Genomic DNA, 22667 nt, shown 5'->3' with positions numbered 1-22667 from the left:
CAGTGTATGATTAATTGGGCAAATTGTTATTCAACTTCTCAAAAATACATATGAAAGAGGAAGATTATTTATGCTGGGGAACAAATATGCTACTATTTATATAAAGAATTTGAACAGGGGATGGGCACGTGAGTAAAGAATTAGAAAAGAAACTGCTCGGGGAAGAAAGAAGGGAATGGCTCCTTAACTACTTAAAGAACAGCTCCGGTCCTGTTACAGGCACAGCATTGGCCAAAAAAACCAATGTAAGCCGCCAGGTGATCGTCGGAGATATGACTTTATTGAAAGCACGGAATGAACCGATCATTGCTACAAGCCAAGGCTATCTGTATATGCGCGCCGGAAGTCAAAGTCTTGTGGAAAGGATCATAGCCTGCCAACATGACCCCAGCCAGGCGGAGCAAGAAATGAATATCATTGTTGATCATGGAGTGACGGTGAAAAACGTAATTGTAGAACATCCTGTGTATGGGGATTTGACCGCCTCTATAATGGTTTCAAACAGAAAGGAGGTTCAAGCTTTTTTAAAGAGCATCCGAAATACAAATGCATCCCTGCTATCGGAACTGACTTCTGGATTACATTTACATATATTGACTGCAGCTGATGAGCAAATGATATTAAACGCGAAAAAAGCCCTCAATAAAGCCGGTATTCTGGCAGAGGAAAATTAAAAACGGGATCTCCTCTTATGAGGTATCCCGTTTTTTAAGTATTGCGTAGCCACTTGCGCTTTTCTTTTTACCCTCCGGAACTCAAAACTTCTACTTTTATCACAAATTCCAGCCTCCTGAATTCCGTGAGAAGTTCATCCATATCCACAGTCATTTCAGTGATATCTAACGACAACGTGACATTGGCCCTTCCCTGTAACGGGATAGTCTGATGGATGGTCAGCACGTTGCATTTGGAAGCTGCCACGGTTCCAAGCAGCTTGGAGAGCGCTCCCGGCTTGTCTTCAAGGAAGAAAAACAACGATATGATTTTTTCTTTTACAACCGTATGAAATGGAAAAACCGTATCTTTGTATTTATAATAAGCACTTCGGCTCAAGTCCACTTGCTGGACCGCATCCCAAATGGATTCCGCCGAACCCCTTTCTAACAATGCTTTTGCCTCTAAAGTTTTTTTCATTGCTTCAGGCAGCACATCTTCTCTTACTAAAAAAAATTTCTGGTTAAATTCCCTTTTCCCCAAGGCACTCCCCTCCAAGCAAAGAAGACCTAATCAACAAACTCAAATTCAAACTCAAGCAAGCGGACTGTGTCGCCATCTTTTGCCCCTCTTTTCCGAAGGGCGTCATCTACCCCAAGGGATCTGAGTTGACGTGAAAATCGGCGTACAGACTCCTCCCGAGAAAAGTCGGTCATTTTAAACAAGCGTTCGACCTTAGCACCGCTGACTACGAAGCTGCCATCAGGATCGCGTGTGATGTTAAAAGACATTTCATCCTCTTCATACTTATACACAACACGGTTCACCGCTTTTTCTATCTCAACCTCTTCATAAAGCGGGAACTCTGGAGTTACTTCTAATTTATCGGCAATAGCGAACAGCAACTCCCTTACCCCCTGTTTTGTCAATGCTGAGATAGGGTAGATCGGATAGTCCTGTTCAAGTCGCGCCTTGAACTCCTTCAGATTCTCTTCTGCTTCTGGCATGTCCATTTTATTGGCAACAATGATTTGCGGCCTCTCCATCAGACGAAGATTATATTGCTCTAACTCCTCATTGATGCTCACGAAATCCTGATACGGGTCTCGGCCTTCAGTTGCTGACATGTCGATTACATGTACGATAACCCTTGTCCTTTCCACATGACGCAGAAATTGATGGCCCAGCCCAATGCCTTCATGTGCCCCTTCAATCAATCCGGGCAAATCAGCGATAACAAAGCTTCTGTCATCTTCTGTTTGGACAACACCTAGATTAGGCTTAATGGTTGTAAAATGATAATCCGCAATTTTCGGTTTAGCAGCTGAAACGACTGAAAGCAGGGTTGACTTTCCAACATTCGGGAATCCGACCAGACCCACATCTGCCAGAAGCTTCAACTCTAAAATAACATCTCTCTCCTGGCCCGGCTCACCATTTTCTGCTATTTCTGGCGCCGGATTAGCAGGTGTCGCAAAGCGAATATTTCCCCTTCCACCGCGTCCTCCTTTGGCTATAACCGCTCTTTGGCCATTTTGGACCAAGTCGGCAATGACTTCTCCAGTCTCTTCATCCGTTACTACAGTACCAGGCGGAACTTTGATAACGAGATCTGCAGCCCCTTTTCCATGCTGGCCTTTGGACATACCATTTTCACCGCGATGTGCTTTAAAATGGCGTTGATAGCGAAAGTCCATCAAGGTGCGGAGGCCTTCATCTACCATAAAAATAACACTGGCACCTTTTCCTCCATCACCGCCAGCCGGGCCGCCCATAGGTTCATATTTTTCACGCCTGTAGGCTACCATGCCGTTTCCGCCATCTCCGCCTTTAACGTATATCTTGACTCGATCAACAAACATATAAGACACTCCAATCTGCCAACTAACCGTTCATTTGATAAAATACCGCCTGGATGAGCCAATCATTTTCCCCTACTTGATCAAATTCGACCTGATCAGGATAATTGTCATTGCTCTGCAGCCATTTTTTAAGTTCTGTTTCATTTTCTATTATACCGTTGAACTCAAAAAGAAACCGCACCATTTCTTCCGTAGATTCAATTTTCACATATAAACAGTTTTCGTAAAAAGGTAAAATTGCCTTGTTCAGCTGTTCAAAAAAAGCGCAGATCCATTCTGTAAGCAGATCATCATGCAGAGGAAATTTTTTAGGCAGTGTGATAAGTTCATACTCAACTTTGAAATGGCTGCCGCTCCAATTATGTGTTAATAATTTTTCGGCAAATCGAGGGAGTTCTATGTTGGACAGCATGGCTTCCTGCTGCATCTCCATTACAATTTCATCCATAATCCGTTCAGCTTGTTCAGTTTTCCCCAATGAGATATTTCCTTTTATAAGCTGCAGTCTGTTCAACCAATCATGGCGTGTGTATTTTAACGTTTCTAGAATCGTCCAATTTTTACTCATCCCTAGTCTCCTCGATTAGACTTATTAACTATATATTATAACAAAATTAATAATCTGTACGGAATAGGATGTTTTGATGTATATCTAAATAAAAGTTTACACTCCTAGCTGAATAAAAGCTTTCTCGAATGAGCTATGAGCAGAAGCTGCTGATTTCTTCAGCCCCGTGGAAATTTTCTTCGATTATGATTCGTCCAGCTTTGTAACAAGGCAACACGATTTCTTTTAATATTTCGGATCAGGAGAACTGTTGATCACTAGACGGACGCCGAAGCTGGAATAAAAAAGCTCCAACCGGCATTTCGGTTAGAGCTTTATGTTTATTATGCTTCTTGAGCTTCTGGGTAAACACTCACTTTTTTCTTGCTGCGACCAAACCGTTCGAAACGAACTACGCCGTCAACTTTTGCAAATAGAGTATCATCTTTACCGATGCCCACGTTTTCACCAGGATGAACCTTTGTTCCGCGTTGACGGTAAAGGATAGAACCACCGGATACAAATTGGCCATCTGCACGCTTCGCACCTAGACGCTTCGATTCGGAATCCCTGCCGTTTTTAGTGGAACCCGCACCTTTTTTGGATGCGAAAAATTGAAGATCCAATCTTAACATATTGATTCACCCCCTGTTTTTAAAAATAATGTTAATATACTTTTTGTAATCACGTTCAATGGTTTGCAAAGAAATAGCCATGCCTTCAAGGAGAAGCTGAATCTGCTCAGATATTTCAGCCGGCAATCCTTCCGGTAGCGTACAGGAAAGAAAGCCACTTTCTGTCTGTTCAATGTCTGGTGTAATTCCTGTTAAACTGATTACTGCATTGATTGATCCGAAAGCAACGGCCGATGCTCCAGCACAAACAATGTCCTGGCCTTTTTCCGCGAATTCAGCGTGACCGCTCATCGTAAAAGATGTAATCTTTCCCTTGTCGTCTCGGCAAATCTCAACAAAAATCATGTTCTCAACCCATTAACCGTTAATTTTTTCAATGACAAGCTTTGTGAAAGGCTGACGATGCCCTTGCTTTCTGCGATAGTTCTTTTTAGCCTTGTATTTGAAAACAACGATCTTCTTTTGACGTCCTTGTTGTTCAACTTTGGCTGTGACAGTAGCTCCCTCAACAAATGGGTTCCCTACTTTGACGTTATCGCCGCCAACGAAAAGAACTTTATCAAATGTGAATGTATCACCTTCAGCCGCATCTACCTTTTCTACATAGATAGCTTGGCCTTCTTCAACTTTGACTTGTTTTCCGCCAGTTTCAATGATTGCGTACATATGCCGCACCTCCTTATTCACTAAGACTCGCCGAAAGCAGGTGTCTATCCAGAGACAGAACTTGAAAAACCTGGTCCGTGCGGTTGTAGCACAGGTGCTACAGACTAACATTGCAATTTTATCACACGATTTTTTGACTGTCAACGTAAGTTTATTTTTTAAGTCTGTATTTGGATTGCAAACTAAACGTACGAAAATCGTATAGTTCGGAAAAATATTCAATTGCGAATTCAGTTGAAGAGTTTTGAATTCAGGATGCCCTGTATCGCTCGCTTTTTCTATGTATATCAAATGCGCCTTGGCGTATTTGCGCCCAGATTTTATCGAGGTCCGCTCGATAAATTTCCGCTGAAAATCTATGGCATCCGCCGGAGGCTTTAACTTTATTCAGCCGGGGTTTGAACCCCCACTGAATGGAATACCAATAGGCATTCATCTCACCACTTACAGAAGTGGGAGACTTCTGCTGAATGAAGTTAAAATGCTTGATTCCACGCGTATCTTTCTTTCACTCTGACTCAAAAACGATACCAAAAACATGTCATTAATCAAAGGAGGGGTTATCATTAAAAAATCATTTTTGTGTCTTGATAAACAGATCAATTATAGGTGTTGCCCGTTCACACAACTCCTTCAATTTTTATGCTCTGCGTGAAATTTTTTTCCTAATATAGTTCCCATGAATGAAGCTATACCAACAAAGACAAATAAGATGAAATACCCCATGGTACTCCAGTCATCCATTGCAAAATAAGATATTATCGCTACAACTAGGGTTATAATCGTTAAAATCGCACCTGGCAAAATGTAATGATTCTTAGATGGATTTTTTTCAACAAATATGATGATAAAATCGCAACTATAATTATTACTCCTATGGCTATCCCTACAAAATATGGCATTTTGCATACCCCTTTGAAAATATTACTATATTAAACATAATTGGGTTCATAAAAATGGGTACAATGCAAAATCAAATTTTGCCAACATTCCTTTCGTTCGGTCATTTTGGCATTTTAAAAAACAGGCATCAAAAATCAGATTTTTTGATGCCTGTTGTAATCTTTATTTTCAGATAAACATCAAATGCGCCTTGGCGTATTTACGACCAGATTTTATCGAGCTCCGCTCGATAAATTCCCTCTGAAATCTGAGGCATCCGCCGGAGGCTTTAACTTTATTCAGCCGGGGTTTCAATTCCCACTGAATGGAATACCAATAGGCATTCATCCCACACTTACAGAAGTGGGAGACTTCCGCTGAATAAATTTAAATGCTACCAACATCAGTCACTTGAAACAATTTCTTTCAAACGGGCGTTCACCTGTTTTTTGGCAAAGTATACGTGTAGCATTTCGTTTTCATCCATTGAAAGGTCATTGTCCACATGAATTAAATGTTTGCAGTCACGCTGGAACTTTTCCATTGCCTGATAAATGAAATCATTGCCTCTTGCTTCAATAACTTCAAGCCTTTTGATACCCAATTGCTTGCCGTAATACCTTTCAAGCAAAAACCTCATGAATACATATCTGACCTGCTTCCACTCCAACCAGAGGATCAAATATAAATAAAGTAAGATAATCCAAATATGAAGATTGAATGGAGCAGCAATAATCAATGCAAGGTGAATAACAGATAATATAATCACTGAGCTGATCAGTGTTTTTTTCAATGCCCGTAAAAAAGGATTTCTGGCAGATAATAATAAATAAAGGAATTTACCGCCATCGAGCGGCCAAACAGGCAGCAGATTAAATAAAAAAATCATCAGATTAAATTTATGAAACAAAAGTAAGGACTCCATTGTGATCAATCCGGCCATCTCCAAAAGGACAGCGCCAGCTGCAAGCCAGATATGTTGAAGCGGCCCGGCTGCCACGATGATTAGTTCTTCAAAAATCGGACGGTTGCCATGTTCATCAACTTCACAAGCGCCTCCGAATGGAAGGATCAGAATCCGCTTGATTTTCCAGGAGAAAAACAGCGCAGCTGCTGCATGTCCCAGCTCATGGATAAAGACAATCATAAATAAGATGGAAAGCTCCCAAAAATATCCTGTCAAAATGGCAATCCCTGCGACCAGCCAAAAGAGAGGATGAATCCTAACCTTTCCCAGAAGCCGCACATATTTAATCAAGATCCATCACCTGGATCGGATCAATAAATTCATCTTCTTTTTTAAAGGCAAAATAATATTCACCGTAATTTCCATCCTCGCTTGAGGACACTGCTCCAATCACCTGGCCGCTTTTGACATGCTCGTGGGGTTTAACAGCCGCCTGGTCCATCTTGCCATACCAGGATTCGGTATGGTCACTATGCTGGATGATAACCGTTTGTCCGATATCCTCTTTTTTTCCCGAAAAAATAACCACTCCATCCGCTGCCGCTGTCACCTCTGCTGCACTTTCAGTCTGAAACATGACCCCTCTCCCATCATGCGAAAAACCTTCAGAAATCTTAGCTCCAACAGGTAATGCGTAATCCCCTTCTTTCGCAAGCTGGATATCTGAATCCTTTTTGTCATTTGGAAAAAGAGAAAGCGGTTTGCCAAATTGATTTTCGTACCAATTTGCGACTGCAGCAAATTGAAATTCCTTTCCCATCGCTTTTTTGACAATGGATCGAGTATCATCAAATACAGGAGAAGGTGACTGAAAAAGGATTCCCACCACAAGAATTAGTGCAATAGACAAAAGCAGCTTCAGCATAAATATTTCTTTCCGCCATAAAGGGTGTATGGTGGTTTTTGGTTCAAAAATATTCTTCTCATCATCTGAATAATATGTGGGAGTATCCAACTTATCCAACATGTATTCATTAGGCTTTTCCATGGCACGGTTGTTTGCCCGCCTTCTTTTTTCTATCCGCTTCCTTATTTTGTTCACCCGATGGCTCATCCTCCACCATCTCCCTCGATTTAAGTTTCTACTAACCTATGACTTGTCCTTGGTTAATATGACGTAGAAAAGCGGAGTCAGCTGGTTTTGTATGCTACGATTCAAAGGAAAGAGATGTGCACTCCTCAAACGGGTACAACTGTCATGAGGGACAATATAAGGCCACAAGATGTGCTAATCGCTATGAAAACCTGCAAAATAGGGGTGAGGTAACCTGAAGAAGCATACCGGCCGGCTTCATTCAGATGAAGAGCATCGGAGAGTTCTCGTTGCTTCTGCCAATCAAATGCGCCTTGGCGTATTTGCACCCAGATTTTATCGAGCTCCGTTAGATAAATTGCTTCTGAAAATCTGTTGCATCCGCCGGGGGCTTTGACTTTATTCAGCCGGGGTTTGAACCCCCACTGAATGGAATACCAATATACATTCATCTCACCACTTACAGAAGTGGGAGATTTCTGCTGAATGAAGTTAAATTACATTTCGATACCCCCGCAATGAATAAATGAAAAAAACTCTACAGATAATGCAATGCCGCTACAAAAATTCATTTAGAAAAAACATCTCTCAATGCCCCTATGAGGCCATGAGAAAGGAGGACGATACCAAAAATGAAAGTACACACATTAAAATAGGGCGTTTCGTAGAAGTTAAACCAATCTTCCATAAATGTATATCCAGCAATTTTACCGAACACAGTCCCGTCTATATCTTTTAGATTTGGAATCCATCCAGTAAACTCCATTGTCAAAAAAAAATTTGTATTAAAACAAATGAACTGATAGATAATACCCAAGACTTTTTGGAAAATGATTGTTCTTTTACAGTAAAATCATCCAAGCAATACCCCCCCTTCTTATTACTTCGAACAAAATATTTCATCTAATTTTATAGTTTCTCAATCTTTTAAAACAAATGAACTTACGGTTAATGCTCAAAGCAAGTAGAATCATCCAATACATCCCCTTTCTTAAAACGCCTTATTCTCGTAGATATCGATAGATAACAGCCATTAAATATTGTAAATGACTAGGATTGTGATTACTGTACCAGCTAAAACCGATACGCTATCAAATTCTAGCCGTCAATAAATAATGGCTTTTAAATGCGTAGGAAAATGGACACATAAACGAGGCAATGCGTAGCCCATAGACAATTTCTCCTGACAGTATCTCTGATTAAATTTGATTGCAGATTCCTTCATAAATAGGCTCTTTAGAGTTATGCGAAATGAATATATGCATGAAGCCTCTTTGAATATTGAATATATACTCTATACATAATATATATACCTTCTAAAACAAATGTCAATATTTTATTGAAAAATAAAAGACACGTATTAATTCCAATAAAAAGGATTTAATACGTGTCTTTATAGTATCTCGCCATATCAAATGCGCCTTGGCGTATTTGCGCCCAGATTTTATCGAGCTCCGCTCGATAAATTTCCTCTGAAAATCTGTGGCATCCTCCGGAGGCTTTAACTTTATTCAGCCGGGGTTTGAACACCCACTGAATGGAATACCAATATGCATTCATCTCACCACTTACAGAAGTGAGAGACTTCTGCTGAATGAAGTTAAATATTCCAACAATTGATATACGAGCGAATAGTAAAAGATGATACCTAATTCTAAGCTTGAATCACCTTCTAGAAAATCTTGATTTCAAACAAAATGATGACTTTCGCTTCAACGTTCCGAAAATTCTTTCAAAAATAAAGGCTACACAAGCCTTTTTAAGAACGCACACCGAAAAATTGTTTAATTCGTGTGAACATACCAGCTTTCTCTTCATCCAATGATTGAAGGGGCACAGATTCACCCAATATTCTTCTTGCTATGTTCCTGTACGCTATGGATGCTTTGCTGTTCGGATCAAGAGCGATCGGTTCGCCTTGGTTAGAAGATTTTATGACGTCTTCATCATCCTGGACAATCCCTAATAGATCGATGGATAAATGCTGAGTAATTTCATCTACGTCTAGGACTTCCCCTTCTTTCATCATCTTGCTTCTAATTCTGTTGATGATTAATTTTGGCGGCCCGATGTTTTCTTCTTTTTCAAGAATACCGATGATTCTGTCGGCATCCCTTACTGCAGATATTTCCGGTGTTGTCACAACTATTGCCTGATCGGCCCCTGCGACCGCATTTTTAAATCCCTGCTCAATACCGGCAGGGCAATCTATTAATACATAATCATATTCCTGCTTTAAATCAGAAACTAAACTTTTCATCTGCTCGGGGCTGACTGCCGTTTTGTCGCTTGTCTGAGCAGCTGGCAACAAGAACAGTTTATCTTCAAATCTTTTATCCTTGACGATTGCTTGATGGGGCTTGCATCTTCCTTCCACAACATCAACAAGATCGTAAATGATTCGATTTTCCAGGCCCAGTACTACATCCAGATTGCGGAGTCCGATATCCGTATCTATCAGGCAGACCTTTTTACCCTGCAAGGCAAGTGCCGTGCCGAGATTGGCGGAGGTGGTAGTTTTTCCGACTCCTCCCTTGCCGGAAGTAATCACGATCGCCTCACCCATAATAATGTCCCCCTTTGAATCTAGTAATATTCGGCCTTAAATGCTTAAGCACTTGAAGCCTATCAATCATTATTTGATGGTTTTTATCAATATAGGCACATTCCATTTGATGGTGCTCCTCCTGATCGTAATGGTCAGGAGCTCGGCTGATGCAATCAGAGATCCGAAGCTGTGAAGGAGTCATGAAGGAAGCAACGATGACTGCATCATTCCACCCAGAATAGCCAGCATGCGCAACCCCTTTTAATGCTCCCATGATAAAAATGTTTCCTCCAGCTCTTACAGTTCCGCCGGGATTCACATCCCCTACAAGCAGCAAATCTCCCGGGACCTCCAAAACCTGACCCGATCTTACAATTGCTGCAACGGATGTCACTTCTTGACTCTCTACCATTCTCGTGGCATCTTCTTTTGTGATGACATCACTTTCAATTACTTCGACGATCAAATTTTTCTGTTGGCGGATAAGTTCTTTCAACTCTTCCTCCTGCTCAGTCGTCAAATAGCGGTTCCCTGTAAGAATCCGTACCGAAACAAGCTGATTTTCCTCTGAACTTTTCAACTCGGAGATTTTTTCCTCCAGCTCTGATAAAATTTCATCATAAGAGCAACGATCATTCAATTGGAGCGAAAGGCCGCTTTTTGTGCCTTTAATCATCACGTTTTGAGTTTTCATGTCAAGCGGGCACCTTCACGGCTCGAAGAGGAATGCCCTATTTCTCCTTTCAAAGACAAACATCACTTTCACAGCGCGAAAATAATGAGTCATTTTCACTATTTTCGACAAACGGCACCAATTTTCCTTTTTTGGAAAATATTTGCCTGCTGGCAGTATTATTCAGAGAAAATCTCTTTACTTCTGTTTTGCAGCCATCTGGAAAAAGGAAAGAAAATAATCAAATAGAAAATAAAATTCAATGTCAAAGTTGGTAACAGTCGAGAATATATAAATTGAGATACCGTCACATTCACATCAAACAAAAGAATATTTAAACCGTATATTAAAGCTTCTGTTATAGCGACGATAATTATAGTGATTAACCCTGATGTCAGGACATTTATCTGCAGAACCTTCACCATTTTGGAAGCTGTATAAACAGCGATAGGGAATAAAAATAAATAGGCCCCTATCACTCCCGTATAGTATATATCGAATAGCAGACCAAAGATCGCAGCATAAATTAAGGTCACATTCCGAAAGTAATAGATTGCCATCAATATCAGAACAACTAGAAGAAAGCGAGGAACTACGATTCTGTTATCTAGGAATGAAAATATCGGAAGCAATTCTACGAAAATGCTTTCTCCGTAAAAACAAAGGACAGTGATAAGAGGAAGAACAACGCGTTTCATCATTCCTCACCCTTATCTTCCGCGCCCATCATTGAACGGGACACAACCATCACATGCTCAAAATCATAGAAATCAGCCGACGGTTTCACATAAGCTGTCTGAGTTAGACCAAACTGATCGAGTTTAAGCTCCTCGACCTTACCAACATCAAGTCCTTTTGGGAAAATTCCTCCCATACCTGATGTAACTACATTTTGTCCAGCCTTCAGCTTATCCTGGTCAATAGGCAGATCCTTCATAATGATCATTTTCTTTTCTTGATCATAGCCGTCAATTAACCCGTACACGGATTTCTTTCCCTTAATTTGAATTTCAGCTGCAACACGGTACCTTGCATTATCAGAACTTAATAGCTCTATTGTTGATGTCATTTCTGACGTACTAACTACCTTCCCTATCAGGCCTTTTCCGGTGATGACAGCCATATCAGGCTGAATCCCGCTCTTTTTTCCTTTGTCGATAATGATCTGCTCATACCAGCGGTCAGGCGTTCTGCCGATCACCGTCGCCTGAATAGGTGTAAAGTCTCCTAAGCTCTCTTTTTTCTTTAATACTTCTCTAAGCTCATTATTGTCTTTTTTCAAATCCGCTATTTCTTTTTCAAGCTTTGCAAGTCCCTCTAGACGGGCCTTCAGTTTTTTGTTCTCAGTATATGTATTTTGCAAATCATCAATATTCTCAAAGAACCCAGCAAATTTGTGGGCGGGCTTTGCTGCAAGTGATTGACCAAAACCCACAATATCCTTCACAAACTGTTCAGGACGTGAAATATTTTCCCTATCCCTAAGTGAGAAACCAATTAAAGAAACGAGAATAATGATTCCGATCAGCAAGATGATGAGACGCTTATTAAGAAAGAAATTCGGCATCATATCCACCTCTAACTTCAAATAGCCTGCCGGTTTCACGCCAGAAACCCGGAGGCAAAATGCATGGAAAAGCAGAGTACCGCTTCGTAAGCGGCCTCTTGCTTTTTACAATCCGGGAACTACGCCCGATCTTTGAACAGATTGATGTGGTCAAGTGCTTTTCCTGTTCCAATTGCAACACAATCAAGCGGTTCTTCAGCAATAAGTACAGGCATTTTGGTCTCATCACTGATTACTTTATCCAGGTTTCGAAGCAATGCTCCGCCCCCTGTCAACACGATACCCCTGTCCATAATGTCCGCAGCCAGTTCTGGTGGAGTGTTTTCCAGCGTATTTTTCACAGCATCAATAATGGCATAAACAGTGTCATGCAATGCACCGGAAATTTCTTCTGCAGTGATTTCAATTGTTTTAGGAAGTCCTGTTAACAAGTCACGCCCACGAATTTCCATATTTTCAATTTCGTCGATTTCGCCGGCAGAACCAATCTCGACCTTTATCGTTTCCGCTGTTCTTTCTCCGATGAGCAGATTATAGTTTTTACGAATGTAGTTCACAATAGCTTCGTCAAAGTTGTCTCCGGCAGTCCGGATGGAGTTGCTTGCCACAATGCCTCCAAGTGAAATGACAGCCACTTCTGTTGTGCCGCCTCCGATGTCCACAACCATGCTTCCTGTCGGCTCCCATACAGGAAGATCTGCGCCGATAGCAGCGGCAAACGGCTCTTCAATAGGATAAGCTTCACGGGCCCCAGCTTCCCTAGTAGCATCTAGTACCGCCCTTTGTTCAACGGCTGTAATTCCGGATGGGACACAGACCATGACATAAGGCTTTCCATTGAATGAGCCTTTCACTTTGGCCGCTTCTTTGATGAAGTACTTCATCATTGTTGCTGTTGTTTCATAATCCGCGATAACTCCGTCTCTCATTGGGCGCATAGCCACAATATTTCCAGGAGTTCTCCCGATCATTTTCTTAGCATCGTTACCGACTGCAACAATTTTCTTTGTTTCTGTGTTGATGGCAACAACTGAAGGTTCACGTAAAACAATTCCTTTTCCTTTTACAAAAACAAGAGTGTTCGCTGTACCTAGGTCAATTCCTAAATCTTTCGTACCGAATCCAAACATGATATGTATTCTCCCTTTCTAACCCCATTGCATTTCTATTTTTAACGCTTTTTAAAGAAATAAGCTTGGTAATATTGATAATATCCGTGTCAACCGACAAAAATCACAAGACTTATTATATCTTATCATTTCTAAAAATCATAGTGTCACATAAATCCTTTTTCTTTCATACTGATTTATTTATGATCGCCAATCATCAAGTGGTCGAGGGCATTCATTTTCCTGCATTCGACAAGTCTTTTGCCGATTAAAAATATCTTCTCTTGATGGTGATGGATTTCCGGTTAATGCTTGTGTAAGCAATTAATAGACCTTAAACCCGCGTAAACTTCCTTGAATACATTATTGGTGAACAATGCAACGTTCAGTTTCTGTTGAAAATTGTTTGTCTGTGGAGAACTTGATTCTTTGTATTCAGATGAGGCATGTAGAGTTCACATAAATACAGTAGAAAGGAAAAGATTCTATATTAAGTATAGGCTATCTTGGAGCAAAAATTAATATGTTTATGGAAATAAAATGATCTTCTTTACAAAAAACTTATGAACACAGAAAATCCATTGCGCCTTCCTTTTATGATTTTACGCAATTTTATCAAGTGGTTATGTCTCCTTTCCATTAATATAACCGGAATGTGTGAACCATTTTTAACAAAATCAAAAGTTTCGTTCCGTCCAAGTACTTATTTTTAATAGGTCTCGCAAAAAAGACTAGTTAATTATCGCTGACCATGGGTACAAGAAATTTTGTGAGAGCTGCTGGATTAGATGGGATGCAAAAATAAGAGCGGTCGCGTGTAGCAATTTAAGCATCCTATTGAAAGCAAACAACAGCTCCGCATAAAATGATACGGTGACTGCTGTTATTAAGTTTTTTGACTTTTTTCGGAACTAATGAGTTTCCCCGCGTGATTAAATCAAATGCGCCTTGGCGTATTTGCGCCCAGATTTTATCGAGCTCCGCTCGATAAATTTCCTCTGAAAATCTGTGGCATCCGCCGGAGGCTTTAACTTTATTCAGCCGGGGTTTGAACACCCACTGAATGGAATACCAATATGCATTCATCTCACCACTTACAGAAGTGAGAGACTTCTGCTGAATGAAGTTAAATCCTGAACGGAATAATGGTAAATGTTTTTCAGGTAATGTTCCTATTAATAAGCGCTCATCCTGCTTCACAATCTAGGCTGATTAACACCCTCCCCGTACAATTGGACAATCGATCCTCAAATAGCAAAAATCCTTCCAAGAATGAAATACTCAACTCCTTGAAAGGATTTCCTATTAATCTATTTTTTCCAAATCGTATTTTTCTGTTCCTGCTTGTTCACTGTCAGCTGAAATATATCCGGCCGTGCATAATGGCCAACTACATCAAAGTCGAACTGCGCCTCAGCAATCTTATTCAAATCGATATCGGCATACAGGATCTTTTCTTCGCCGAAAACAGGCGCAACAATGAATTCGCCTAGCGGATCAACAATACAGCTCCCTCCTCGGGTAAGCTCTTCAGGCAATTCTTCAAATTCCTTCCGTGAAGAAATGTCTTCTGGATACATATCTTTTGTAGAATATTGATTACATGACAAGACGAAGCATCTTCCTTCCACCGCTACATGCCGCATCGTAGAAAACCAAGCATCTCTTCCGTCAGCAGTTGGCGCAACGTAGAGTTGCACTCCTTGATCATACATCGCTGCACGAGCAAGCGGCATATAATTTTCCCAGCAGATGAGTGCACCAATTCTCCCATACGGCGTATCAAAAACAGGCATTGTGCTTCCATCGCCTTCTCCCCAAATAAGGCGCTCCGATCCTGTAGGCTTCAGCTTGCGATGTTTCCCCAATAGTTCTCCATCTGGACCAAAAAACAATGCTGTACAATAGAGTGTTCCCTGGCTTGATTCACTATCTTTTTCAATAACCCCTATTACGACATAAGCTTTTGCCTTCCTTGCTGCTTTGCCGATTTCTGCAGTTTCCCCCCCCGGGACTGTAATGGAATGATCCCAATATCGAAAAAAGTCTTTCCTACCTTCATTTGATCGTGATCCTACTACCGTTCCAAAAGACATCCCCCTTGGATACGCTGGTATGAAGGCCTCTGGAAACACGATAATTTTAGCTCCTCCTTGGCCAGCTTCTTCAATCAATCGAATCGTCTTTTTTACCCCTTTAACTTTATCCATCACTTCTGAACCAGCTTGAACTACCGCCACTTTAAACTGTTTTTTTTCCTTCATGGTAAACATCCTTTCATTTTGCCTCACTAGGAAAATAGGTTTCCACCATCTCCCTATGATGTATATGTTTCTCTTGAGTGTTGCTATCCTTCGTCAACATGCTGACAACAACAAAAGTTATAATTCCCAGAATAAATCCTGATGTTGCAGGCCCTAACGGTAATGGCGAACCAAAAATGTAAACAATCACCAAGGTCGAAAGACCTACGATAATAGATGACACTGCTCCAGCCAATGTACCCCGCCTCCAATATAAGGGTCCTAGTGCAGCAGGTACGAGTTGCAAAACAATTCCATAGCCTAATGCAGCAACCGGAACTAGAAATCCTTGGGCAGCAGGAATAAATGCAAAAATTACAACGATCAATGTCATCAACAATATAGTTATCTTACTGATGAAAGTCGTTCGTGCAGGACTTACATCTTTATTAATGAAACGAACATAAATATCGTTTACTAAAAGACTAGCTGAAGACAGTAGAGCACTATTAATGGTTGAAATCCCTGCCGCTATAACAGCAGCAACGACAACTGAGCCGAATAGCGGAGCATATGTCGAGAAAAACAATGGAATAATAGTGTCACTGTTCTCAGGCGTAAGTCCAGGAACCAAACCAGGTGAGCGCGCAATCATTCCTATAAATAATGCTCCAAGCGCCATTAGCCAAGAATTCCAAAAAGGCGTGATAATAGAAGTCTTCGCAAGAATCATCGGAGATTTCGCTGAATAAAACTTTTGCCACATATGAGGCATAATCCAAAAGCCAAACATCAAGCCGATGGCCGTCTCCATAATGCCCGAAAACTGTCCCTTATTCACCAGAATTTCTGGCGCAACGGATTGCAAGTTGACAAACGCATGAAATCCGCCCGCTTTATAAATGAAGATGAATGTAATAACGACTAAAGTAGTTCCGAAGAAAAAACCCATGAATGTATCAGCCCAGGCAGCCCCTCGCCCACCGCTAAGCGTCACGATCATTCCAACGAAAACACCCATAATCAATATACCTACCCAATAGGGAATCGCGTTGTTCGTCAAGCTATTTAGAGAGAATGCACCCCCAGTTATTTGAATCAACATATAGGGAATAAGTCCGACCATTCCCACGATCGCAAATAAAAGCCTAAGAAAGGGACTCTTATAATATTTTTCCATCATGTCTCCAGGAGTCACAAAATGATGCTTTCTTCCCAAATACCAAATTCTGGAGCCAAATAACCAGATGAACAGTGCATGAACCACCGCCCAAGCAGCAAATGCAGAGAACCAGACCCCGTCCCTATAATGATTTCCAATGGCTCCGAGCAATGTCCAAGTACTGAAATAACTAGCACCCGTCGTCATCGTCATGACAATCGTTCCGAGGCTTCTATTGGCCAGAAAAAAATCACTAGGTGTCGCGATGTTTGACTTTGATGCTAAACTGCTGATCCAGAGCAATATTCCTAAAAATAATATCAACACGATGATCGTCACAGCTACCTGGCTAATGCTCGTTCACTCCCCTCTTCATCTTCCGATATTTTCTCAACATTCTGTGCAAACGGCTTGAAAAACTTAAAATAAACGACAAAAATAATGACAGTATTTATTGCATTCAGCAATAATACCCAAGCCAATGATTGCGGCAAAAAACCGATGAACTTAAGATCATTCATGATTCCGAAGTTCGGTAAAAAGGTTAACAAATAAAGAACAAAGAACACGGTCATTAACAAAGCATGCTTTCTTCTCACTGCACTACCTCCTTATAAAGTGGTGAATCCGCTTTCATATCTACAATAATTATTGTATACTCCAGTTATTATGAAGTGAAATACATGATAGGAATTATAATCATGATTAAATGGAATGGGTTAGGAGAGACTGATATGCAGTTAAGAGCACTCGAAGTTTTTGTCACAGTTGTTGAAAAGAATGGATTTACCAGAGCAGCGGAAGCCTTATATGTAGGCCAGCCTGCCCTAAGTAAAACGATCCAAAAGCTGGAGCAAGATTTAAATGTCACATTATTCGATCGAACGAGCAAAAAAATTCAATTGACGGATGAAGGAAAATTACTCTATGAAAAGAGTAAAGAAATATTAGCAAAAATTAACAGCATCCCTGAAAGTCTGAATGAATTATCCCAAGTCATTAGCGGGGAAGTAAAGGTTGGCATCCCACAGATCATCGGTTCAATATTCTTTCCCCAAATCGCATATCATTTCATGAAAAGATATCCAAACGTAACGCTGACAACAAAAGAAGATGGAGGCGTTATTATAGAAAAGCTCGTGACTCAAGGTGAATTGGACATTGGCTTCGTTGTACTTCCAGCAGCAAACACAATAGAAGCAGAATTGATTTATCAAGATAAATTTGTAGTTTGCGTATCATCAAAACACCCGCTTGCGAAAGTACAAGCCGTACGATTGTCGGAATTGAAAGATGAAAAATTTATTCTCTTTGATAAATCTTTCGCATTATATAATCTGATCCGAAATCGAATCAGACTTTTCTCCAGAGGTTTCCTTTCAAAGCACCCAGTGGGATTTGGTTTTAGAGCTTGTTTCTGCACAATTGGGAATATCCATCATTCCAAAAAAATTGACCAATAAGTTAAATGACATTGATATTGTCGCATTACCGATCAAAGAACCAAATATGAGATGGAACATCGGAATTATCACAAAAAAAAATGCACACAAGTCGTATGCACTTCAAGAATTTATTAAGGTGGTAAGAGACATTTATAAGTGAACTACTCACCACTTAGCTAATCGATCCTTAAGTGGGAGCTTCTAGGGAATAGGACATACTCCCCAGTTTATTTTTTTACTCGGTATCAAGCTCCCCTGTAGCCCCTACGGTTCTTCGGCTGTCTAGTTTATGCTGGAGCGTATTCTTAGGCTCTCAGTCAAAATATTTTTATTAGCATTGATATTTCGGTCATGATAAGCATGATAAATAGGACAAGTTTAGGTAAATCCCTTTCTTTATTTACTCGTCCAATAGCTACACATGAAACCATAGCTAGAGCCTCAAGCTTTTTTTATAGTTTCTATCATTTTTATATACTGCAAATCCCCGAGTCCATATTGAGGAAATAAGTGAAATAATTGTTTCAATAACTCATCCAGTGGCTTACCTACATGTTTTTTTATATAAGCGGTGATTTCATTATCTTCCTTTAGATATTCTAAATATAATTTAATCCCCTGGTACATAACAGGCATTAATTTAGCTTCAGGAAGACGATGATGAATCAAAACTTGTTGATAAATTTCTTTATAACCCCCAAGCAATATATCCTCCGTTTCCTCCACTTCATAGCTCATGTCCTTGATCATATGAAAAAACACTTTTCCTTGATACCCCTCTTGTTCTAGAAATGCCAATACAGTCAGCAAATTCATTTGACAAAACATGTCATCACCGAACCATAAAACAATGCATTTGTATTTGTTTTCAAACAGAGGTTTCAAAGGAGTAACAGTAACCGTCTCATAATCTCGTATAGACACCTGATGTCCGGAAGCTCTCATTTTTTTAAATTCATCACTGAAGATCGAAACGCAAGTATCATTTGAGCACATTGCCTCGTTAAAAGGGACATAGTCACTTTTCTCCATTAACTGATGTTTAGAAAATTCCTCATACATCGCTTGCCCATTTAAGATATTCAATATATCCTGATCAAATTGCTCATAGATTTTGTTTTGCAAAGCTCCGATTATTAATTTCTGTGAAATGTCCATCATAAAACCGTCCTTTATACCATTTAAATTTAATTTCACATACGTTTGTAATGGCTGCGGAAACTTTCTAAAAGCATTGGGACTGATACCGAATGTCGTTTTAAATGCTCTTGAAAAAGCCTCTTGAGATAAAAATCCATATTTAAATGCAATATCTATTATTTTATTATTCGTTTCTTTCAGTTCAATAGACGCAAGATATATTTTTCTAAGTGACATATATCTTTTTATACTGATTCCAGTCACTTGATGAAATTTAAAAGAACAATAATATGGAGAATATCCCATATCATTCCCTAATCTTTCCAAGGAAAAATCTTCAAAAAGATGATCTTCAATCCAGTCAACCATCTCCTGCATCATATTGTTCATAAGCACCACTCCTGCATTTATTATAAAAGAAAAGGATTTTGTATTTTTGATATAAGTTGTGTTTGCTTATGATTTTAAGCATGACAATGATAATCGGGATATCCTTTCAGCCCTCGTCTATTCCATAACCAAAAGCTTTTGTTTCCTGTCATATCTTATCTAAAAATTTTATTTCATAGCTACTTTTTTAAAATATACATAGTCCCACAGAGGATATTCGAAAAATCTTTGGCTAATGAAGCGACTTTGAAGCCCATAAGCTAGATGAGCGAATCGAGGTTCCTTCCCCAAACTTGGTATATATCTCCCTTTCAATCCCATTGAGTTTCTAGTCCTGGAACTAATATTAATCCGTGTTACCAACAAAACTATTTTCTTTTATCACTTTAAGTGTTACATAAAGCCTTTTTCTTTCATGCTGGCATATTTATTGTCGCCAATGATCAAATGATCAAGGATTTCTATTCCGATAATCTTTCCACACTCGACAAGTCTTTTTGTCACTTCAATATCTTCTCTAGAAGGTGATGGATCGCCGGATGGGTGATTGTGTAAGCAAATGATGGATGCAGCGGACCTGCGAAAAGCTTCTTTAAAAACTTCACGTGGGTGGACAATAGAGGCGTTCAGACTTCCAATAAAAATTGTTTGTCTATGGAGAACTTGATTCTTTGTATTCAGATAGAGGCATACGAAGTGTTCCTGTGTTAAAAATCTCATATCGTTCATAACATAATTGGCTCCGTCTTCGGGACTTCGGATGACATAGCGGTCATCATACGTGAGATTGCTGATCCGCCTTCCAAGCTCCACGGCCGCTGCAATCTGGACCGCCTTGGCTTTTCCGATGCCTTTTAAACTCATGATCTCTTCCAAAGCCGCTTCCTTTAGCCAAAATAGACCGCCAAATTGTGTCAACAGACTGTTTGCCAGCTGGATGGCGGACTCGGATTTCGTTCCTGTCCTCAGAAGTATGGCGAGCAACTCATGATTGGAAAGACTGACAGCTCCGTGGTTGATTAGCCTTTCCCTGGGTCTTTCATCAATTGGAAAGTCCCTTATCATCAATGTTTCTGATTTATCCATTGCTTCCTCCCTTTTCAACGTATTATTGTGGAAAACCCATATTTTTTAATACTCGGTTGAGACGAGCGATTGGCAGTCCGACAACCGAATAATAGTCGCCGTGTATAGACTTGACAAGGAGCCCGCCCTGTCCTTGAATGCCATACCCTCCTGCTTTATCAAATGGTTCGCCACTGTCCAGATATCTTTCAATTTCCTCATTTGATAATTTCCAAAATGTTACATCTGTCTTTTCATAAAAGGTTCTGACAGATTTTCCATAAGTGACGGAAACCCCCGTGTATACCGAATGAGTACATCCGGACAAACTTAATAGCATTATTCTGGCAGATTCTCTGTCAGCCGGCTTTCCAAGCACTGTTCCTTTATAAACGACAATAGTATCAGATCCAATAACATACGAATCCGGATATTGATCTGCTACCTTCTTTGCTTTTCTGAAGGATAGTTCGGACACTATTTCCGCGGGTTTTAGATCTTTATCAATAGATTCGTCAACATTTGGTGAATAGGTGGTAAAAGGGATAGATAATTTTTCCAGAAGTTCTTTCCGACGGGGTGATGAAGAAGCCAAAACGAGGTTGGGCATGTAACACATCCTGCCTTTCTAATAGAATGGGAGATACAATCCCATCGTATCAAAACGACAAGAAAGAAACAATAGCAAGTGCAGCGTATCTTTACCAAAGACGGATGAAATGAAAGAGGCCCTGTTTTAAACAGAGGGCCCCTTAGATCCATCATAATATGCCTTTAAAAAGTTCAACAATGACTGTTGTGCTTTCGTCAAGCTTTCCTGGTTCTGCGATGTTGAATAAGCCCCCAACTGTTTGATTGTATCTTCTAATTGGACTCTTAAGTCAACCGCAAGTTTTTGCTGGATATTTTTATCTTCAAATTTCTTGATAGTTATTTCTGAATCCTGGAGGACTTGTTTGTTTATTTGGCCGCTGGAGCGCGCATCGGCCGCCTCTTTTGCAAGGATTCCAAATAGTTTCGGTGCTTCCGTCATCCATTCAGCCTCGATTTTGGAGTCAACCTTAATCTGATTTTCAGAAATGCTGAATTCCTTGGCATACACATCTATTCCGCTGGCTTTATAATCCTCCACCCAAGTTTTTGCCGTACTCAGGTCTTCTGTAACTCCAATGAATAAAAACTGCTGCTCATCTACATTTAATGAAATAGACGGTAGACCTTGGCTTGTGAATTTGTCAGAGAAGCTTTCTGCCGCTTCCTCTGTTGAAAAAGCTCCGCCTTGAACGACTGCCGCTGATAAATCAGGCATTGTTGCTGTCAATGCCGCTCCCTTTTCCTTACCTTCGGATGGAACAGCTGGTGCCGCATCTGTCAATGTGGTGCTACTTTCAGGATTTACTACGAGCTTCCAAACAAATAAACCAAATCCGAGACCAATTGCCACTGCCAAAATAGCCGATATTATAAGTCCTTTTTTGTTTGGTGAAATCCTAGTTTGAAGATACTTCGATATGTTGATTTTGGGTTTCTTTTCCTGTTCAATGCTCTCTGGAATACCTTGTACTGGCTGAAACTCCGGAACTTCCGGAATGTTCTTATTCGGTAAAACCCACTCAAATTCATCATTTTCAAGTCTATCCTCGGCGGCTGCAGTTTCCTTTTTGGCCTTACTCCAATCTTTGATGACGACTTCCTCGTTTAATGACTGTTCTTTACCATTGATTTTAACTTTCATTTCCTTTTTGGCCTGTCTTTTTTTGCGCGCCATATCATCAATCCTCCCGCTCTCATGATTTGTTCATATGCTAGCACGACAAAATAAAAAAAGGACAAGACTTTTGTCGTCTCGCCCTTAAAGGATTTCGCCAATTTCTCCTTTGGTTATTCGTAATATGAAAATTTCTTTAGAATTTCAGCACAATGTGTGATTTTAAATTGAAAGACTATCACGAAATAGCATTCTGGCGTTTCTTGAAAAACTTTAATATTCCTACAGTTTTTGTATCTGATGTATTGGTTGACAATGAGAATTTCAATTCTATTTCTTCCTTAAGAGAATACTTGACTGCGCCGTGTCCG

The 22667-nt window shown here is 40.2% G+C and carries 29 protein-coding genes and 1 other annotated feature; of the genes, 3 read left to right on the top strand and 26 right to left on the bottom strand.

The features are described 5' to 3' along the window. Positions 1-128: 128 nt before the first annotated feature. Positions 129-674, top strand: coding sequence for a transcription repressor NadR (locus D5F11_RS13130; RefSeq protein ID WP_120116228.1), 546 nt, complete (start codon positions 129-131; stop codon positions 672-674). Positions 675-741: 67 nt separating this feature from the next. On the opposite strand, the gene D5F11_RS13125 is transcribed toward D5F11_RS13130, so the two are convergent. The 22 genes from D5F11_RS13125 to D5F11_RS13025 all read right to left on the bottom strand — a co-directional run bounded on the left by D5F11_RS13125 (position 742) and on the right by D5F11_RS13025 (position 17147). Next, positions 742-1197: an ACT domain-containing protein gene (locus tag D5F11_RS13125; protein WP_120116229.1), complete on the bottom strand. Its 456-nt coding sequence runs from the start codon at positions 1195-1197 to the stop codon at positions 742-744. A gap of 26 nt (positions 1198-1223) precedes the next feature. Next, positions 1224-2516 carry a GTPase ObgE gene (gene obgE / locus D5F11_RS13120; RefSeq protein WP_120116230.1) on the bottom strand — a complete coding sequence of 431 codons (1293 nt, stop codon included), beginning with the start codon at positions 2514-2516 and terminating at the stop codon, positions 1224-1226. Positions 2517-2538: 22 nt separating this feature from the next. Continuing rightward, entirely contained in the window at positions 2539-3084 is a 546-nt protein-coding gene (locus tag D5F11_RS13115) for a Spo0B C-terminal domain-containing protein (protein WP_120116231.1), read from the bottom strand. 323 nt (positions 3085-3407) lie between these two features. Beyond that, positions 3408-3698: a 50S ribosomal protein L27 gene (gene rpmA, locus D5F11_RS13110; protein ID WP_120116232.1), complete on the bottom strand. Its 291-nt coding sequence runs from the start codon at positions 3696-3698 to the stop codon at positions 3408-3410. Between the two features lie 6 nt (positions 3699-3704). Then, a complete protein-coding gene (locus tag D5F11_RS13105; RefSeq protein ID WP_120116233.1) occupies positions 3705-4043 on the bottom strand; it encodes a ribosomal-processing cysteine protease Prp in 339 nt (112 codons plus the stop codon). Between the two features lie 12 nt (positions 4044-4055). Beyond that, the gene (rplU, locus tag D5F11_RS13100; protein WP_120116234.1) at positions 4056-4364 is read right to left on the bottom strand and encodes a 50S ribosomal protein L21; all 309 of its coding nucleotides are present in this window, start codon (positions 4362-4364) and stop codon (positions 4056-4058) included. Positions 4365-4377: 13 nt separating this feature from the next. Further along, positions 4378-4459: a sequence feature (ribosomal protein L21 leader region), on the bottom strand. Between the two features lie 155 nt (positions 4460-4614). After that, positions 4615-4800 carry a hypothetical protein gene (locus D5F11_RS13095; protein WP_126646584.1) on the bottom strand — a complete coding sequence of 62 codons (186 nt, stop codon included), beginning with the start codon at positions 4798-4800 and terminating at the stop codon, positions 4615-4617. 635 nt (positions 4801-5435) lie between these two features. Beyond that, positions 5436-5594: a hypothetical protein gene (locus tag D5F11_RS26465; protein WP_185830683.1), complete on the bottom strand. Its 159-nt coding sequence runs from the start codon at positions 5592-5594 to the stop codon at positions 5436-5438. Between the two features lie 55 nt (positions 5595-5649). Beyond that, positions 5650-6504 (bottom strand): M50 family metallopeptidase, encoded by an 855-nt coding sequence (locus D5F11_RS13090; RefSeq protein WP_120116236.1) that lies wholly within the window; start codon positions 6502-6504, stop codon positions 5650-5652. Beyond that, positions 6497-7267, bottom strand: coding sequence for a M23 family metallopeptidase (locus tag D5F11_RS13085; protein ID WP_120116237.1), 771 nt, complete (start codon positions 7265-7267; stop codon positions 6497-6499). The genes D5F11_RS13090 and D5F11_RS13085 overlap by 8 nt, the downstream gene beginning before the upstream one ends. A gap of 125 nt (positions 7268-7392) precedes the next feature. Further along, entirely contained in the window at positions 7393-7698 is a 306-nt protein-coding gene (locus D5F11_RS13080; protein WP_120116238.1) for a hypothetical protein, read from the bottom strand. 116 nt (positions 7699-7814) lie between these two features. Continuing rightward, positions 7815-8063 carry a YfzA family protein gene (locus tag D5F11_RS27420; RefSeq protein WP_425470813.1) on the bottom strand — a complete coding sequence of 83 codons (249 nt, stop codon included), beginning with the start codon at positions 8061-8063 and terminating at the stop codon, positions 7815-7817. Between the two features lie 563 nt (positions 8064-8626). Next, positions 8627-8806, bottom strand: coding sequence for a hypothetical protein (locus D5F11_RS13070; protein WP_120116239.1), 180 nt, complete (start codon positions 8804-8806; stop codon positions 8627-8629). A 199-nt stretch (positions 8807-9005) separates the two neighbouring features. After that, entirely contained in the window at positions 9006-9812 is an 807-nt protein-coding gene (gene minD / locus D5F11_RS13065) for a septum site-determining protein MinD (RefSeq protein WP_120116240.1), read from the bottom strand. Continuing rightward, a complete protein-coding gene (gene minC, locus D5F11_RS13060; protein WP_120116241.1) occupies positions 9805-10488 on the bottom strand; it encodes a septum site-determining protein MinC in 684 nt (227 codons plus the stop codon). Before minC ends, minD begins: the two co-directional genes overlap by 8 nt. Positions 10489-10646: 158 nt before the next feature. Next, positions 10647-11165, bottom strand: a complete 519-nt coding sequence (mreD, locus tag D5F11_RS13055; protein ID WP_185830682.1) for a rod shape-determining protein MreD — start codon at positions 11163-11165, stop codon at positions 10647-10649. Then, positions 11165-12034, bottom strand: coding sequence for a rod shape-determining protein MreC (mreC, locus tag D5F11_RS13050; protein ID WP_120116243.1), 870 nt, complete (start codon positions 12032-12034; stop codon positions 11165-11167). Before mreC ends, mreD begins: the two co-directional genes overlap by 1 nt. 119 nt (positions 12035-12153) lie before the next feature. Next, positions 12154-13164: a rod shape-determining protein gene (locus D5F11_RS13045; RefSeq protein ID WP_120116244.1), complete on the bottom strand. Its 1011-nt coding sequence runs from the start codon at positions 13162-13164 to the stop codon at positions 12154-12156. A gap of 813 nt (positions 13165-13977) precedes the next feature. After that, positions 13978-14229, bottom strand: coding sequence for a hypothetical protein (locus D5F11_RS13040; protein ID WP_126646583.1), 252 nt, complete (start codon positions 14227-14229; stop codon positions 13978-13980). 224 nt (positions 14230-14453) lie between these two features. Further along, the gene (locus tag D5F11_RS13035; RefSeq protein ID WP_126646582.1) at positions 14454-15407 is read right to left on the bottom strand and encodes a carbon-nitrogen hydrolase family protein; all 954 of its coding nucleotides are present in this window, start codon (positions 15405-15407) and stop codon (positions 14454-14456) included. Positions 15408-15420: 13 nt separating this feature from the next. Continuing rightward, on the bottom strand, positions 15421-16887 hold the full coding sequence (locus D5F11_RS13030; protein ID WP_245998200.1) for a sodium:solute symporter family protein: 1467 nt from the start codon (positions 16885-16887) through the stop codon (positions 15421-15423). Between the two features lie 2 nt (positions 16888-16889). Then, the gene (locus D5F11_RS13025) at positions 16890-17147 is read right to left on the bottom strand and encodes a hypothetical protein (RefSeq protein WP_120116247.1); all 258 of its coding nucleotides are present in this window, start codon (positions 17145-17147) and stop codon (positions 16890-16892) included. A 102-nt stretch (positions 17148-17249) separates the two neighbouring features. Between D5F11_RS13025 and D5F11_RS13020 the strand changes: the two genes are divergently transcribed. Together D5F11_RS13020 and D5F11_RS28135 are read left to right on the top strand one after the other, a co-directional pair. Continuing rightward, positions 17250-18011 (top strand): LysR family transcriptional regulator, encoded by a 762-nt coding sequence (locus D5F11_RS13020; protein WP_185830681.1) that lies wholly within the window; start codon positions 17250-17252, stop codon positions 18009-18011. After that, positions 17947-18153: a LysR substrate-binding domain-containing protein gene (locus D5F11_RS28135; protein WP_425470812.1), complete on the top strand. Its 207-nt coding sequence runs from the start codon at positions 17947-17949 to the stop codon at positions 18151-18153. The genes D5F11_RS13020 and D5F11_RS28135 overlap by 65 nt, the downstream gene beginning before the upstream one ends. Before the next feature lie 281 nt (positions 18154-18434). On the opposite strand, the gene D5F11_RS13010 is transcribed toward D5F11_RS28135, so the two are convergent. From D5F11_RS13010 to D5F11_RS12995, 4 genes are all read right to left on the bottom strand, one after another. Then, the gene (locus D5F11_RS13010; protein ID WP_120116250.1) at positions 18435-19523 is read right to left on the bottom strand and encodes a helix-turn-helix transcriptional regulator; all 1089 of its coding nucleotides are present in this window, start codon (positions 19521-19523) and stop codon (positions 18435-18437) included. A gap of 393 nt (positions 19524-19916) precedes the next feature. After that, positions 19917-20609, bottom strand: a complete 693-nt coding sequence (radC, locus tag D5F11_RS13005; RefSeq protein WP_120116251.1) for a RadC family protein — start codon at positions 20607-20609, stop codon at positions 19917-19919. Between the two features lie 22 nt (positions 20610-20631). Continuing rightward, on the bottom strand, positions 20632-21198 hold the full coding sequence (locus D5F11_RS13000; RefSeq protein WP_120116252.1) for a Maf family protein: 567 nt from the start codon (positions 21196-21198) through the stop codon (positions 20632-20634). 126 nt (positions 21199-21324) lie between these two features. Then, the gene (locus tag D5F11_RS12995; protein ID WP_120116253.1) at positions 21325-22356 is read right to left on the bottom strand and encodes a hypothetical protein; all 1032 of its coding nucleotides are present in this window, start codon (positions 22354-22356) and stop codon (positions 21325-21327) included. Positions 22357-22667: the final 311 nt, after the last annotated feature.

This window comes from Siminovitchia terrae, from assembly GCF_003605405.2.
Lineage (GTDB): Bacteria > Bacillota > Bacilli > Bacillales > Bacillaceae_C > Siminovitchia > Siminovitchia terrae.
This window is presented reverse-complemented; position numbering and strand designations above follow the sequence as displayed.

Bases quoted from the DNA above. Each gene is read 5' to 3' on its own strand.
- D5F11_RS13045 (WP_120116244.1), bottom strand. From the start codon at position 13,164: ATGTTTGGATTCGGTACGAAAGATTTAGGAATTGACCTAGGTACAGCG.
- D5F11_RS13020 (WP_185830681.1), top strand. From the start codon at position 17,250: ATGATTAAATGGAATGGGTTAGGAGAGACTGATATGCAGTTAAGAGCA.
- D5F11_RS26465 (WP_185830683.1), bottom strand. From the start codon at position 5,594: ATGAATGCCTATTGGTATTCCATTCAGTGGGAATTGAAACCCCGGCTG.
- D5F11_RS13095 (WP_126646584.1), bottom strand. From the start codon at position 4,800: ATGAATGCCTATTGGTATTCCATTCAGTGGGGGTTCAAACCCCGGCTG.
- D5F11_RS13115 (WP_120116231.1), bottom strand. From the start codon at position 3,084: ATGAGTAAAAATTGGACGATTCTAGAAACGTTAAAATACACACGCCAT.
- mreD (WP_185830682.1), bottom strand. From the start codon at position 11,165: ATGAAACGCGTTGTTCTTCCTCTTATCACTGTCCTTTGTTTTTACGGA.
- D5F11_RS13010 (WP_120116250.1), bottom strand. From the start codon at position 19,523: ATGAACAATATGATGCAGGAGATGGTTGACTGGATTGAAGATCATCTT.
- rplU (WP_120116234.1), bottom strand. From the start codon at position 4,364: ATGTACGCAATCATTGAAACTGGCGGAAAACAAGTCAAAGTTGAAGAA.
- minD (WP_120116240.1), bottom strand. From the start codon at position 9,812: ATGGGTGAGGCGATCGTGATTACTTCCGGCAAGGGAGGAGTCGGAAAA.
- D5F11_RS13080 (WP_120116238.1), bottom strand. From the start codon at position 7,698: ATGAATGTATATTGGTATTCCATTCAGTGGGGGTTCAAACCCCGGCTG.
- D5F11_RS13000 (WP_120116252.1), bottom strand. From the start codon at position 21,198: ATGCCCAACCTCGTTTTGGCTTCTTCATCACCCCGTCGGAAAGAACTT.
- D5F11_RS13040 (WP_126646583.1), bottom strand. From the start codon at position 14,229: ATGAATGCATATTGGTATTCCATTCAGTGGGTGTTCAAACCCCGGCTG.
- D5F11_RS13035 (WP_126646582.1), bottom strand. From the start codon at position 15,407: ATGAAGGAAAAAAAACAGTTTAAAGTGGCGGTAGTTCAAGCTGGTTCA.
- D5F11_RS13105 (WP_120116233.1), bottom strand. From the start codon at position 4,043: ATGATTTTTGTTGAGATTTGCCGAGACGACAAGGGAAAGATTACATCT.
- mreC (WP_120116243.1), bottom strand. From the start codon at position 12,034: ATGCCGAATTTCTTTCTTAATAAGCGTCTCATCATCTTGCTGATCGGA.
- D5F11_RS12995 (WP_120116253.1), bottom strand. From the start codon at position 22,356: ATGGCGCGCAAAAAAAGACAGGCCAAAAAGGAAATGAAAGTTAAAATC.
- radC (WP_120116251.1), bottom strand. From the start codon at position 20,609: ATGGATAAATCAGAAACATTGATGATAAGGGACTTTCCAATTGATGAA.
- minC (WP_120116241.1), bottom strand. From the start codon at position 10,488: ATGAAAACTCAAAACGTGATGATTAAAGGCACAAAAAGCGGCCTTTCG.
- D5F11_RS13085 (WP_120116237.1), bottom strand. From the start codon at position 7,267: ATGAGCCATCGGGTGAACAAAATAAGGAAGCGGATAGAAAAAAGAAGG.
- obgE (WP_120116230.1), bottom strand. From the start codon at position 2,516: ATGTTTGTTGATCGAGTCAAGATATACGTTAAAGGCGGAGATGGCGGA.
- D5F11_RS13070 (WP_120116239.1), bottom strand. From the start codon at position 8,806: ATGAATGCATATTGGTATTCCATTCAGTGGGTGTTCAAACCCCGGCTG.
- rpmA (WP_120116232.1), bottom strand. From the start codon at position 3,698: ATGTTAAGATTGGATCTTCAATTTTTCGCATCCAAAAAAGGTGCGGGT.